Genomic DNA, 13,803 nt, shown 5'->3' with positions numbered 1-13,803 from the left:
ATTAAATGAATACAGAAGAAATTAGACAGCGTATTAGAACTGGTGAACATACAGGGCCGACTTCAGGAATTTCTGGTGATAAAGTCCAAGCAAACTTGGCTATCTTACCTAAAAAATATGCCTTTGATTTTCTCTTATTTGCTATGAGAAACCATAAACCTGTACCGATTATTGAAGTGTTAGAAGCAGGTGAGTTTGTCAGTCGCTACGCTAAAAACTCAGACATTCGAACAGATGTCCCGCTCTATAATATTTATAGAGACGGTGAGCTTGTAGATACAGTAGATGATATTAGACCTTACTGGTCAGATGATCTTGTCACTTTTTTGATCGGTTGTAGTTTTACTTTCGAACAGGCAATTTTAGATGAAGGTATTCCGATTAAACATATAGACCAAGGTGTTAACGTTGCTATGTATAAGACAAATATAAATACAGAACCTGCTGGAATTTTCCACGGGGAAACAGTGGTATCTATGAGACCATTTAAACAGTCAGTCGTAGATGATGTCATCAGAATCACGAACGAATTCCCTAGCATGCACGGCGGACCCGTACATGCAGGAGATCCAGAAATGATTGGTATTAAAGATATCAATCAGCCTGACTACGGTGATCCGATTGATATTGCCGAAAACGAAGTGCCCGTATTTTGGGCGTGTGGTGTGACACCTCAGAATGTGGTGTTAAATGCAAAACCTGAGATTTTGATTTCACATGCACCAGGTCACATGTTCATTACAGATATTAATAATGAAGAATACAAAAACTAAGTTTCATATAGACTCAAGAATCTCTTAATCGAGGTTTTTGAGTCTTTTTTTGTTTTGAATGGATGGGCTTCAAAAATAAACTAAGCTCATCATAGCAGCAATCTCAGTAAAAATTACTTAAAAAACGTACATTAAAATAAAATAATCAATTGTTGACATTTAAAATACGCACATTATAATTATAAATATAAACAATGTTCGTTAAATTAGGAGTGTTATTGAAATGACTGTCGGAATAATTATGGGAAGTTCATCAGACTGGGAAACGATGAAACATAGTGCTGACTTGCTTGATTACTTTGGAATTAAGTATGAGAAGAAAGTAGTTAGCGCGCATCGTACTCCAGAAATGATGTTGGATTATGCTAAGGAAGCAAAGTCTAATGGTATTGATATCATCATTGCGGGTGCTGGGGGTGCTGCACATCTTCCTGGCATGGTTGCATCTTCGACTCACGTGCCTGTAATCGGGGTGCCTATTCAATCTAAGGCACTAAGCGGTATGGATTCTCTATTATCTATAGTGCAGATGCCGGCGGGCATACCTGTTGCCACACAAGCGATTGGTGATGCGGGGGCTAAAAATGCTGCGATTCTTGCTGCACGAATTTTAGCTGTAAATTCTAAAGAAATATACGAAAAGTTAGAAGCTTATCAAAAATCCTTGGAAGAAAAAGTGGAGGCTATGCAAAATGACCTTAAGTAAACGTCTATATCCTGGCAGCTCCATCGGTATTATAGGTGGCGGTCAACTTGGTAAGATGCTTGCACAAAGTGCTTTAAGAATGGGCTATAAGGTAATTGTTCTAGATCCCTCTCCAGATGCCCCTGCAAGCTCAACATGCCACACCTTTATACAGGCAGATTTTAGTGATCAAGAAGCGATGGAAAAATTAGCGAGTTTGTCTGATGTGGTGACTTATGAATTTGAAAATATTGATGCTCATATTCTTCACTCACTAACAGATAACTTTTATGTTCCACAAGGTGCTGAAACAGTGCTCACGCTTCAGAATAGAAGTTCTGAAAAAGATGCTATTAAAGCAACGGGTGCTAAGGTTGTACCTTTTGAAAATGTTCAGAGTAAATCGGAAATTGAAGCTTTTGCAAATACACATGGCTATCCCTTAATCGTTAAAACAAAAACGGGCGGTTACGACGGTAAAGGTCAGTATTACTTAAACAGTCAAGCAGCCTTAGAAAGTGAAGAGATTCCTTTTGACCAAGTTGATTTTATTGCAGAGAAATACATTGACCTAGAAGCGGAAGTCTCGCTCACCATCGCAAGAAATACAGACTCCAAATGTATCTATTTCCCACTGCAGGAGAATTTACATAGAGATCAAATTTTGTACAGAACCATTGCACCGTCTAGATTTGATTACTTTGAACAGGCTAAAAGCGAAGCGGAAAAAATAATGACACATCTCCATTTTGTTGGTGTCTTTACGATTGAGTATTTCATTTCTAAAGACGGTGAACTTTATGTCAATGAAATTGCGCCAAGACCACATAATTCTGGACATCATTCAATTGAATCTTGTAATATCTCACAATTTGATGCCCATATCTTAGCCATTACTGGTGCACCGATGCCTGAAGTTTATCAGCATCAAGATGCAATTATGATGAACTTACTTGGTCAAGATTTAGATCGCTTAGAAGGTGATTTATTTTATTATCCACATTGGAATGTTCATTTGTACGGAAAAAGTAAAAGTCTGCCAGCTCGTAAAATGGGACATGTAACTCTATTAACAAACGATATCGAAGCATCACTTAAGACTTTAAAAACAGACTTTGAAAAGGAGTGAAAATATGTCGTTATTGTATGAAGGTAAGGCAAAATCAGTATACACAACAGCTGAGTCGGAAGTTCTTTTAATAGAGTATAAAGATGAGGTTACAGCGGGTAATGGCGAAAAACATGACTTTGTACCAGGTAAAGGGCGCTTAAATAACTTAATTTCAGCCAGTATTTTCAAACATCTGAAAGCACACGATATTAAATCTCATTTTATAGAAGAGACTGGAGAAACTAGTCAGCTTGTAAAAAAGGTCACGATTATTCCACTAGAAGTCGTTGTTAGAAATATTGCTGCTGGCAATATTGTTAAAAGACTGGGATTTAAAGAAGGTCATGTTTTTGACACACCTCTAGTTGAGTTTTACTTAAAAGAAGACGATTTAAAAGATCCACTCGTTACAGAAGATCATATTCATCATCTTAAAATTGCGACATCAGATGAATTATCAGAACTGAAGAATCAAGCACTTAAAATTAATTCAGCACTGACACATCTTATGGATGAAATGAATTTAAAGCTTGTCGATTTTAAAATTGAGTTCGGTCGAGACGACCAAGGTAACATTCTATTAGCGGACGAGATTTCACCAGACACCTGTAGATTATGGGATAAAACCACTAATAAAAACTTAGATAAGGATGTTTACAGAAATAATACCGGATCATTAATTGAGACATATAATATTTTTTATAACAAGTTGGAGGAAATTAAAAATGAAAAAAATTGAACTTATTATAACTTTACAACCCCAAGTGTTAGATACTCAAGGCGAAGCTTTAGATAGAGCGGTTAAGGAACTCGGTACGGGTCAGGTTGAGAATATTAGAGTAGGTAAAGTATTGTACTTTGATATTGATGAAACTGATCATAAGAAGATTGAAGAGATCGTCCGTCAACTCTCTGAAAAATTATTTACCAATACAGTCATTGAAACTTACGAATATAAAATCTTAGACGAGGAGACAGTATAAATGAAGTTTGCAGTTATTCGTTTTCCAGGGTCAAACTGTGACCGTGATTTATACAATGCCGTTGTAAAAAGTGGTGCTAAAGCAGATTACGTGGATTATAGAGAAACTGATTTAACTAACTATGATGGCGTTTTAATACCTGGTGGATTTTCATTTGGGGATTACTTACGGTCTGGAGCTATGGCAAGTGTGGCCCCAGTGACTGTTGAGATTAAAAAACTAGCTGCAAGAGGTAAGCCTGTTCTTGGCATCTGTAATGGCTTCCAAATTTTAACTGAGATTGGGCTTTTACCCGGTGCACTTATACATAACGACAACCATAGTTTTGTCTCTAGAAATGAATCTTTAAAAATCGTTAACAATCAAACGAAATATACAGAACTTTATAACGATGGAGAAGATGTTATCTTTCCAATCGCACATGGTGAAGGCCACTACTATTGCTCAGATGACATATACGATCAACTCGTTAAAAATAAGCAAATTATCTTAACTTACAATGACAACCCGAATGGCTCAAGAAACGACATTGCTGGCCTTGTTAATGAAGATGGAAATGTGTGTGGTATGATGCCGCACCCAGAACGTGCCATTGATCTTTTACTCGGTAGTAAAGATGGTTTTAGAGTTTTTGAGAGTCTAACAAATTGGGAGGGCAATTAAGATGAGATTTATTGAGCCGACTAGTAAGGATATCAGAGAACAAAAACTGTATCAGGAAATGGGTCTGACTGATGATGAATACAAGAAAGTTGTTGAAATTTTATCGAGAGAGCCTAACTATACTGAAATCGGAATTTTTTCTGTCATGTGGAGTGAACATTGCTCTTATAAGCATTCGAAACCATTTTTAAAACAGTTCCCAACAACAGGCGAACACGTTTTAATGGGGCCTGGTGAGGGTGCAGGAGTTGTCGATATCGGTGACAACCAAGCTGTCGTATTTAAAGTAGAATCACACAATCACCCATCAGCTGTTGAGCCTTATCAAGGGGCTGCTACGGGTGTCGGTGGTATCATTCGTGACATCGTATCCATCGGTGCACGTCCGATTGGGCTATTGAATTCACTTAGATTCGGTGAACTAACTAAAGCCAATAATCGCCGTCTATTAAGAGGTGTCGTTAAAGGAATTGGAGGTTACGGTAACTGCATTGGGATTCCGACAGTTTCAGGGGAGGTTGAATTCGATCCGTCATATGACGGCAATCCACTTGTGAACGCTATGTGTGTCGGTATTATTGAACACGATAAAATCCAAAAAGGCACTGCAACAGGCAAGGGAAATAAAGTCATCTATGTTGGACTAAAGACAGGACGCGATGGCATTCACGGTGCGACATTTGCATCTGAAGAACTAGATGAAGAAGCGGATGCAAAACGACCATCTGTTCAAATTGGTGATCCATTTACAGGGAAGAAGTTAATGGAAGCAACATTAGCTGCAATTGAAATGCCAGAACTCGTCGGTATTCAAGATATGGGTGCAGCAGGATTAACTTCTTCAAGCTCTGAAATGGCCGCTAAAGGTCAATCAGGCATGACGCTATATTTAGATAGGGTCCCTGTTCGTGAAGCAGGTATTTCACCATACGAAATGATGCTTTCAGAAACTCAAGAACGAATGCTTCTTGTTGTGGAAGATGGTTCAGAAGATAAGTTCCTTAAATTGTTTGATGAACATGAGCTAGACTCAGCTGTTATAGGGGAAGTGACGGATTCAAAACGTTTACTACTTTACTTTCTTGATGAACTCTACGCGGACATTCCAGTCTTACCACTTTCAGAAGAAGCACCAGAGTATATTTTAGAAGGTCAAGAAAGTGAACAGGATGAAGCGCGTGAAGACTACTCAAATGAAGATCTAGAAGATGTATTTATGAAGTTGATTAGCCATCCAACTCACGGCGATAAGTCGTTTATCTTTGATCAGTACGACAGTCAAGTAGGTGCGAATACGGTACAACAATCTGGCTTCGGACCTGGGGTAGTCCGTGTTGAAGGGACCAACAAAGCAATCTCTATGGCAATCGATGGAAAGAGCCGCTATGTTTATAGCGACCCTTACAACGGTGGTAAGGAAGTCGTCGCACAAACCTTTAGAAATATTATAGCTACTGGTGCAACACCACTTGCGATGACGGATTGTCTGAACTACGGTTCACCTGTCAAACCATTAATCTACAATCAATTAAGTGAATCAACCAAAGGTATGGCAGAGGCTTGTAAAGCATTATCAACGCCTGTTGTATCAGGAAATGTTAGCCTCTATAACGAGAATAGCCAAGGATCGATTTTACCAACACCAGTGGTTGGAATGGTCGGCTTAATAGAAGATGTAAACTTCATGAAAGATTTAAAAGTGAGTGAAGGAGATGTGCTTTATCTTGTTGGAGAACTCACTCCTTCTTTTGCAGGAAGCCAAATAGAAAAAATATTAGAGAATACAATTCGTAAAACTACAAGATATATTGATTTAGGTGTGGAATATAAAAGAGGAATGTACCTAAAAGAAAAACTTGTAAAAGGTGAAATAAACAAAATTGCACCACTCGGCCGAGGCGGCTTGATTACTAAAATCGCACAACTTTCAAGTTTTTATCAACTTGGTGTAGATGTGAATATGGATATTCCTCCAGACTTACTTTTTAGTGAAGGTGGATCAAACTACCTGGTTGTTGCTAAAGGTGGTCTAGATATAGAAGATGCTGTTGAAATCGGTAGGCTAGTGGGTGAAACATTTAAAGTTACCGCACAAGATTTTGAAATAAAGAAAAAAGTAAAAGAAATAAAAGCTGAATGGGAAGGGGCAATCCCGACATGTATGAACTCCGTGGACTAAATGAAGAATGTGGAGTGTTTGGAATTTGGGGCCATAAAGAAGCAACGGAATTGACTTATATTGCCTTACACAGTCTTCAGCATCGTGGGCAAGAAGGGGCAGGAATCGTTGCTTCAAATAAAGAATATCTATTTGGTGCTCGTGGCATGGGCCTCTTAACTGAAGCCTTGTCTAAGACCCAATTAGAATCTTTAAGAAACTTTCCTTGTGCTATTGGTCACGTCCGTTACGCAACAACAGGGGGTAGTGAACTTTCCAACGTCCAACCCTTTCTTTTTAAAAGTCATATCGGGGATCTCGGGCTTGCACATAACGGAAATCTAGTGAATGCTATTCAACTAAGAAAAGCATTAGAAGACGAAGGGGCAATCTTTCAGACATCTTCAGATTCTGAAGTTTTCGCCCATCTCTTAAGACGTGCTAAAGGTCCTTCTAGAAAGGCGAGAATTAAGACAGCATTACAGCAATTAAAAGGGGCCTTTGCCTACGTGATTTTACATGAGGATGAACTCACAGTTGCCTTAGATGATCACGGGGTGAGACCGCTGATGTTAGGTGAGGTCGACGGGGCATACTGTGTTGCGAGTGAGACCTGTGCCTTTAGTGCAATCGGGGCAACTTACATCAGAGATATCGAGCCTGGTGAACTGATTACTATTAATGATAAGGGCATCGACTTTGATCGTTATTCAGATTACGAAAATCCGAATTTATGTTCCATGGAATATATTTATTTTGCCCGTGCAGATTCTGAGTTTAGAGGCACGTCAACCTATACAATTCGTAAAGCACTCGGTGAAGCCTTAGCAAAAGAGATGACAGTGGATGCCGATATCGTCATCGGTGTGCCGGACTCAAGCTTGGCCGCTGCAAAAGGATTCAGTGATTACAGTGCTATACCGAGTGAGCAGGGACTCTTGAAGAATCGTTATGTTGGTCGTACTTTTATTGCATCAGGTCAAGAGGCTCGAGAACGAGCGGTCAGAATGAAGCTTTCACCAGTGAGGGATATTGTGGAAGGGAAACGTGTCATTGTTATCGATGATTCCATTGTCCGGGGTACAACGAGTAAGTATATTGTGAAGGCTTTAAAAGATGCTGGTGCAAAAGAGGTGCATATGGGTGTGTCATCACCACCATTAAAGAATCCTTGTTTTTACGGTATTGATGTCTCTACACATGCGGAAATAATTGCTTCATCGAAGTCAACAACTGAAGTATGTGAAGAAATTGGTGCTGATTCACTGACCTACTTATCTGTCGATAAAATGCACGAGGTCTATTATAAATTCGGATCTAGAGGACAATGTGATGCTTGTTTTACAGGACAATACCCGATTGAAAACTTAGATGGTTTAATGCCTCAAGAAAAAGATGCTAAAAAGAAAGGGGTTTAATCATGTCGAAACAATATAAAAATGCTGGTGTAGATATTGAAGCTGGTTATGAAGCGGTTGAACAAATGAAAAGACATGTTAGAAAGACACTAAGACCCGAAGTCATTGGTGGAATCGGTGGCTTTGGTGCTGTCTTTGATTTGTCGACGTTGAATTTACAACAGCCTGTCTTGGTTTCAGGTACAGATGGAGTAGGCACGAAATTAAAGCTTGCGATCGATCATAATCGTCATGACACGATAGGAATAGATGCCGTGGCCATGTGTGTCAACGATATTATTACGACTGGTGCAGAACCACTTTACTTTCTAGACTATATTGCCGTCAATAAGGTGGTTCCGGAACATGTTGCTGAAGTTGTAAAGGGGATTTCAGAAGGCTGTAAACAATCAGATTGCGCCTTGATTGGTGGGGAAACCGCTGAAATGGGTGAAATGTATGCAAAAGGAGAGTATGATTTAGCTGGCTTTGCCGTTGGTGCTGTTGAAAAAGAGCAGTATATTGATGGTTCGACTGTTAAAAGTGGCGATAAGGTTATTGGTTTAACTTCAAGCGGTATTCATTCGAATGGCTACAGTTTAGTCAGAAAGATTTTAGTAGATCATAATATTGATGTTAATGATGAACTTGATGGAGATAAGCTGCTGGACCTATTAATTGAGCCAACAAGAATTTACACGAAAGCAGTCAAAAAAGTTAAGGATAAAATTAACATTAAAGCAATGAGCCATATCACTGGTGGCGGCTTCTATGAAAATATCCCAAGAGCAATCCCAGACCATCTAGGTGTTGATATTAATACAAAAGATATTCAAACACCAAAAATTATCTCTTGGTTAATTGAAATATCTGGTTTAGATAAGAAGGAAGCATATAATGTATTTAATATGGGCATTGGCTTTATTATGATTGTGGATAAAGATGATGTTGATGAGACACTTAGCTTATTAAAAGAAGTAAATTATGAAGCGACTATGATTGGTGAAATTACGTCTCAAGAAGGACTTGTCATCAATGACTAAAAGCGTCGTAATATTTGCCTCTGGTGGCGGTTCAAATTTTGAGAATCTTGTCCTGAAATCAAAAGATATTGGCATGGAAGTCTCAAGCCTAATTGTTGATCAAGCTAATGCTTATGCGATTGAAAGAGCGAAACTTCTAAACGTTCCATATCATGTGATTAATAGAAAAGACTACCAATCAAAAGAAGAATTTGAGGACAAAATAAAAGGAACCATAACTGTTGAAGAACCAGATTATTTAATTTTAGCCGGTTTCATGAGAATTTTATCGGAAGCATTTGTTGAACAATATGATAGAAAAATAATCAATATTCATCCATCATTACTGCCGGCTTTCAAGGGTGCTAATGCAATTCATGATGCCTATAATTATGGAGTGAAAGTAAGTGGTGTGACGATTCATTATGTAGATAGTGGCGTCGATACTGGTGAGATTATTGCTCAAGAGCCAATAATTATAGATGATAATGACAGTTTAGATATATTTGAAGAAAAAATACATCTGCTTGAATACGACTTGTATCCGAGTACTTTAAAAAAGTTATTTAAAGGAGACGTTTAAGAATGAAAGCCTTACTTAGTGTTTCAAATAAAACAGGTATAGAGGATTTTGCCAAATCACTTGTTAAAGAAGGCTATGAATTATACTCCACGGGTGGTACTTACCAGACTTTATTGGATGCTAATATTGAAGTTAAATCAGTGAGTGACTTAACTAATTTTAGTGAAATCATGGATGGACGTGTCAAAACTTTACATCCTGCAGTTCATGGTGGAATCTTGGCAGATCGAGATAATCCGAAGCATCTAGAAGAACTAAAAGAAAATAACATCGAGACAATTGACCTTGTAGTTGTTAATTTATATCCGTTTAAAGAAACTGTTAGGAAAGCTAACGTGACTGAAGACGAAGCAATTGAAAATATCGATATTGGTGGACCGACTATGCTTAGAGCAGCAGCGAAAAACTTTAAGCATGTGACGACGGTTGTTGATCCGTTTGATTATGACGAAGTCATTGAACGTATCCAAAATAATAATTTAGATGAAGCTTATAGAAAGTCGCTTATGATTAAGGTGTTTCGTCATACCAATGACTATGATCAAGCGATTGTGAACCATTTTTCTCAAAATGAAGACATCTTAAGATATGGTGAAAATCCACATCAAACTGCACGTTCAGTTAAAACAAGTGATGATAAGAATACACTGTTAAATGCTGAAATTTTACATGGTAAGGCTCTGAGCTATAACAATTTAAGAGATGCTGATAGTGCACTTAGCTTGGTAAGAAAATTTGATGACCCTGCTGCAGTTGCTGTCAAGCATATGAACCCTTGTGGGGTGGGTACTGGAAAAAATCTAGCGGAGGCCTTTCAAAATGCCTTTGATGCGGATAGTCAGTCTATCTTTGGTGGCATAGTTGCCTTGAACAAAACTGTAGATCAAGAGACTGCTGAAAAATTAAGTAAGGTCTTTTTAGAAGTGATTATTGCACCTAACTATACTCATGAAGCCATGGAAATACTAACAGTCAAAAAGAATATTCGATTGTTAAAAATGGATTTTACAGATGAGGTTCAAAGCGAAGAAATGGTGAGTGTATCAGGTGGATATTTAGTGCAATCAAAAGACCGAGGCAAACTTGACATGAGTCAGTTGGAGTTTGTGACTGAAAAACAACCGAGTAATGCTGAATTAAAAGCTCTGGCACTTGCTTGGGAAGTATCAAAACATGTGAAATCCAATGCAATTGTCTTAGCGAATTCTAAACAAACAACCGGTATTGGTGCAGGCCAGATGAATAGAGTAGGTGCCTTAAAGATTGCTGCAGAACGTTCAATTGATTCTGATGAAGAAGTTGTACTCGCAAGTGATGGCTTCTTGCCAATGCCAGATACAGTAGAACTTGCCTATGAACATGGGATTAAGGCAATTATACAACCAGGTGGCTCTAAGCGTGACCAGGAGTCCATAGATTTCTGCAACGAGCATGGTATGGCAATGGTGTTTACAGGCATGCGTCATTTCAAACATTAAGGAGATGTCTTATGAAGGTCTTAGTAGTAGGTAGTGGCGGTAGAGAACATGCGCTTGTAAAAAAGCTAAGTGAGTCAAAATATGTTGATGAAATTCATGCCGTCCCAGGGAATGATAGTATGAAACAGTATGCTGAAATTTACCCTGAAATCTCAGACGTTGATACAGAAAAAATCTCAGAAAAATGTAGAGCACTTGAAATTACTTGGGCAATTATCGGGCCAGAGGCTCCGCTTAATATTGGTCTTAGTGATGTTTTAGAAGAAGCTGGAGTTAAGGTTTTTGGACCAAGAAAATTAGAAGCTCAACTTGAATCATCTAAGGAATTTGCTAAGAAGATTATGCAGAAATATGATATTCCAACCGCAGACTACCAAGTTTTCTATAATAAAGATGAAGCTAGGGCATACATTGAACATAAAGGAGCACCTATAGTACTTAAAAAAGATGGCCTTGCTGCGGGTAAAGGTGTCTTTGTTGCTATGACTATGGATGAGGCACTTCAAGCGCTTGACTACATTTCTGATGAATCTTCAGAAGAAGGACTCGTAATTGAAGAATTTTTAGAAGGTGAAGAATTTAGTTTGATGGTGCTAGTCAACGAAGATTATATTATACCTTTTGATATTATTGCTCAAGATCATAAACGTGCCTATGATAATGATCAAGGTCCTAACACAGGCGGTATGGGTGCCTATGCGCCAGTCCATCACTTGGGTGATTCAGTGATTGAAGAAGCGGTAGAGACTATTGTTCAGCCTATGGCAGATGCGATGGTTAAAGAAGGTTTGAAGTATTTTGGTGTTATGTACCTTGGCGCTATCATTACTAAAGATGGTATTAAGGTCATTGAATTTAATGCACGTTTTGGTGATCCAGAGGCTCAAATTCTTTTATCATTATTAGATTCAGACTTAATTGAAGTGCTAGAAGCGGTTAAAGCGAAAGAGAAATATCAGTTAAACTTCTCTAAGGATTATATGCTTGGAGTTATCTTAGCGTCTAAAGGCTATCCTGAATCATCTACTAAAGGATTAAAGGTGAAGATACCAACTGAACTTAATGATCAGGTGTTTAATAGTGGTCTAAAACAAGTCGATGATGATATTTTTGAAACTAACGGTGGACGTGTCTTGTTGGTCACTGCTAGAGGTGAGAATTTAGAAGTAGCTAAAAACTTAGCTTACGATAATCTCAAAAAAGTAGACTTTCATGGTGATGATCTATTCTATAGAACGGATATTGGGACTAGGGGATTATAAAAAACCTTTCACATCAAAAAAGATGTGAAAGGTTTTTATCGTTAAATTGATATAGCAAAAATTTTAAAATCATAGTATAATAATAGGGATTAATATTAGGAGGCGTCAGAATGAAAAAGTACATATTACCAATTATTGCTCTATTTGTTCTCGTACTTGCTGCTTGTACATCTGATAGCGAGGTTGACGAGGAATTAACAGAAGGTGAGGGAGAAGGTGAAGAGACTACTGGAGAAGCGATTGATTTCAGTATCATGTCGCTACCAAACTCTCTAGACCCACATGCTGCTAATGATGGCTATTCATTATATGTTATGACAAACATTTATGAAACTTTAGTAAAACTGAATCAAGACTTGGAATTAGAACCAGGACTTGCTGAAAGTTATGAGCAAATTTCAGATACAACTTGGGAATTTAAGCTCAGAGAAGGGATCAAATTCCATGATAGTAGTGATTTTAATGCAGAAGTCGTTAAAGCGAACTTAGACCGTGTACGTGATGAGGAAGTTGCATCACCATTATCTTTCTTGTTTACAGAAATTGATGAAGTTGAAGTTGTAGATGACTACACTGTTCAAATTCACACGAAACAACCATTTGCTGCCTTACCTGCTCACTTAGCACATCCAGGTGGACACATGATTAGTAAAGAAGTTATTGATGCGGATTATGCTCAAATGGAAGAGGGCGGTAATCCTTTAACAGAAGTAAACCGTACACCAGTAGGCACAGGTTTCTTTAAATTTGAAGATATTAAAGAAGGCGAAGAAATTACTTTAGTTCGTAACGAAGAATATTGGGGAGATTTAGCTAAGCCTGAATCTATCACTTTTAGAGCAGTTCCAGAAGATCAGTCAAGAATCGCTGAATTAACTTCAGGTACAGCAGACATCATCTATCCGATGGACCCGAATGATGTTGAACAAGTGGATTCTAATGAAGGTAGTGAAGTGCAACAACGTCCAAGTGCGAATATGACTTACTTAGGATTTAATACTGAAAAAGAACCATTTAATGATGAAAATGTGAGACTTGCGATTGCTTCAGCTATTGATAAAAACTCAATCATTGAAAATATTCTTGTCGGTATTCACGAGGTGGCAGAAACACCGTTAAACCCAACTGTTTTTGGCTATAGTGAAAACTTAGACCCAATTGAATATGATCTTGACCAGGCGAAAGAATATCTTGCAGAAAGTGATTATCCAGATGGTTTTTCAGCAGAAGTTGTACTAAACTCAAGAACGCATCAAGATGTTGCAACGTATATTCAAGAAGTACTAAAAGAATTAAATATAGACCTAGAAATTTCCTTGATGGAAGCGGGAGCATATCAGGAATATACTGCCAACGGTGACCATGAAATGTTCATGGGTGGCTGGGGAACAGTAACCTTAGATGCAGACTATGGTCTATATCCTATGTTCCACTCTGATAATATCGGAGCTGCAGGAAATAGAACACGTTACTCTAACTCAGAAGTTGATGAACTGCTTGATAATGCCCGTGTTGAGCTAGATGAAGAAACACGTCTACAAATGTATGAAGACGCTCAACAAATTATTATCGATGAAGAACCATTAATTCCGATCTTCCATACTAAATTGTTAACAGGAATTAACTCTGATTTAGATGGCTATTATCAATACCCAAGTAGTTTCCCTTATTTAAAAGACTTGCATTAA

13 protein-coding genes are annotated in these 13,803 nt (G+C 38.1%); all 13 read left to right on the top strand.

Annotation, left to right across the window (positions count from 1 at the left end; translation table 11 throughout):
- The first annotated feature begins 5 nt into the window (after window positions 1–5).
- The 13 genes from EYB29_RS08670 to EYB29_RS08610 all read left to right on the top strand — a co-directional run bounded on the left by EYB29_RS08670 (window position 6) and on the right by EYB29_RS08610 (window position 13,803).
- Window positions 6–773 carry a putative hydro-lyase gene (locus EYB29_RS08670; RefSeq protein WP_166627068.1) on the top strand — a complete coding sequence of 256 codons (768 nt, stop codon included), beginning with the start codon at window positions 6–8 and terminating at the stop codon, window positions 771–773.
- A gap of 223 nt (window positions 774–996) precedes the next feature.
- The gene (purE, locus tag EYB29_RS08665; protein ID WP_026866792.1) at window positions 997–1,479 is read left to right on the top strand and encodes a 5-(carboxyamino)imidazole ribonucleotide mutase; all 483 of its coding nucleotides are present in this window, start codon (window positions 997–999) and stop codon (window positions 1,477–1,479) included.
- Window positions 1,466–2,587: a 5-(carboxyamino)imidazole ribonucleotide synthase gene (gene purK, locus EYB29_RS08660; protein ID WP_026866793.1), complete on the top strand. Its 1,122-nt coding sequence runs from the start codon at window positions 1,466–1,468 to the stop codon at window positions 2,585–2,587. The genes purE and purK overlap by 14 nt, the downstream gene beginning before the upstream one ends.
- Window positions 2,588–2,591: 4 nt before the next feature.
- Complete coding sequence (gene purC, locus EYB29_RS08655; protein ID WP_026866794.1) at window positions 2,592–3,308, top strand: phosphoribosylaminoimidazolesuccinocarboxamide synthase; 717 nt, start codon at window positions 2,592–2,594, stop codon at window positions 3,306–3,308.
- The gene (purS, locus tag EYB29_RS08650; protein ID WP_026866795.1) at window positions 3,295–3,552 is read left to right on the top strand and encodes a phosphoribosylformylglycinamidine synthase subunit PurS; all 258 of its coding nucleotides are present in this window, start codon (window positions 3,295–3,297) and stop codon (window positions 3,550–3,552) included. The genes purC and purS overlap by 14 nt, the downstream gene beginning before the upstream one ends.
- Window positions 3,553–4,215: a phosphoribosylformylglycinamidine synthase subunit PurQ gene (gene purQ / locus EYB29_RS08645; protein ID WP_026866796.1), complete on the top strand. Its 663-nt coding sequence runs from the start codon at window positions 3,553–3,555 to the stop codon at window positions 4,213–4,215. It begins immediately after the preceding gene.
- Window position 4,216: 1 nt separating this feature from the next.
- Window positions 4,217–6,394, top strand: coding sequence for a phosphoribosylformylglycinamidine synthase subunit PurL (purL, locus tag EYB29_RS08640; protein ID WP_035856246.1), 2,178 nt, complete (start codon window positions 4,217–4,219; stop codon window positions 6,392–6,394).
- Window positions 6,373–7,791, top strand: coding sequence for an amidophosphoribosyltransferase (gene purF, locus EYB29_RS08635; protein ID WP_026866798.1), 1,419 nt, complete (start codon window positions 6,373–6,375; stop codon window positions 7,789–7,791). Before purL ends, purF begins: the two co-directional genes overlap by 22 nt.
- A 2-nt stretch (window positions 7,792–7,793) precedes the next feature.
- Complete coding sequence (purM, locus tag EYB29_RS08630) at window positions 7,794–8,813, top strand: phosphoribosylformylglycinamidine cyclo-ligase (protein WP_026866799.1); 1,020 nt, start codon at window positions 7,794–7,796, stop codon at window positions 8,811–8,813.
- Complete coding sequence (purN, locus tag EYB29_RS08625) at window positions 8,806–9,375, top strand: phosphoribosylglycinamide formyltransferase (protein WP_026866800.1); 570 nt, start codon at window positions 8,806–8,808, stop codon at window positions 9,373–9,375. The genes purM and purN overlap by 8 nt, the downstream gene beginning before the upstream one ends.
- A 2-nt stretch (window positions 9,376–9,377) precedes the next feature.
- Window positions 9,378–10,853: a bifunctional phosphoribosylaminoimidazolecarboxamide formyltransferase/IMP cyclohydrolase gene (purH, locus tag EYB29_RS08620; RefSeq protein WP_026866801.1), complete on the top strand. Its 1,476-nt coding sequence runs from the start codon at window positions 9,378–9,380 to the stop codon at window positions 10,851–10,853.
- An 11-nt stretch (window positions 10,854–10,864) separates the two neighbouring features.
- On the top strand, window positions 10,865–12,115 hold the full coding sequence (gene purD / locus EYB29_RS08615) for a phosphoribosylamine--glycine ligase (protein ID WP_026866802.1): 1,251 nt from the start codon (window positions 10,865–10,867) through the stop codon (window positions 12,113–12,115).
- 110 nt (window positions 12,116–12,225) lie between these two features.
- Entirely contained in the window at window positions 12,226–13,803 is a 1,578-nt protein-coding gene (locus EYB29_RS08610) for a glutathione ABC transporter substrate-binding protein (protein WP_166627067.1), read from the top strand.

The sequence above is a fragment of the Jeotgalicoccus sp. S0W5 genome, from assembly GCF_011634875.1.
GTDB classification, from domain to species: Bacteria; Bacillota; Bacilli; order Staphylococcales; family Salinicoccaceae; genus Jeotgalicoccus; species Jeotgalicoccus marinus.
This window is presented reverse-complemented; position numbering and strand designations above follow the sequence as displayed.

Excerpts from the sequence above, each read along its gene's own strand:
- purM (WP_026866799.1), top strand. The coding sequence starts at position 7,794 with ATGTCGAAACAATATAAAAATGCTGGTGTAGATATTGAAGCTGGTTAT.
- purQ (WP_026866796.1), top strand. The coding sequence starts at position 3,553 with ATGAAGTTTGCAGTTATTCGTTTTCCAGGGTCAAACTGTGACCGTGAT.
- purE (WP_026866792.1), top strand. The coding sequence starts at position 997 with ATGACTGTCGGAATAATTATGGGAAGTTCATCAGACTGGGAAACGATG.
- EYB29_RS08610 (WP_166627067.1), top strand. The coding sequence starts at position 12,226 with ATGAAAAAGTACATATTACCAATTATTGCTCTATTTGTTCTCGTACTT.
- EYB29_RS08670 (WP_166627068.1), top strand. The coding sequence starts at position 6 with ATGAATACAGAAGAAATTAGACAGCGTATTAGAACTGGTGAACATACA.
- purS (WP_026866795.1), top strand. The coding sequence starts at position 3,295 with ATGAAAAAAATTGAACTTATTATAACTTTACAACCCCAAGTGTTAGAT.
- purF (WP_026866798.1), top strand. The coding sequence starts at position 6,373 with ATGTATGAACTCCGTGGACTAAATGAAGAATGTGGAGTGTTTGGAATT.
- purD (WP_026866802.1), top strand. The coding sequence starts at position 10,865 with ATGAAGGTCTTAGTAGTAGGTAGTGGCGGTAGAGAACATGCGCTTGTA.
- purN (WP_026866800.1), top strand. The coding sequence starts at position 8,806 with ATGACTAAAAGCGTCGTAATATTTGCCTCTGGTGGCGGTTCAAATTTT.
- purK (WP_026866793.1), top strand. The coding sequence starts at position 1,466 with ATGACCTTAAGTAAACGTCTATATCCTGGCAGCTCCATCGGTATTATA.
- purL (WP_035856246.1), top strand. The coding sequence starts at position 4,217 with ATGAGATTTATTGAGCCGACTAGTAAGGATATCAGAGAACAAAAACTG.
- purH (WP_026866801.1), top strand. The coding sequence starts at position 9,378 with ATGAAAGCCTTACTTAGTGTTTCAAATAAAACAGGTATAGAGGATTTT.
- purC (WP_026866794.1), top strand. The coding sequence starts at position 2,592 with ATGTCGTTATTGTATGAAGGTAAGGCAAAATCAGTATACACAACAGCT.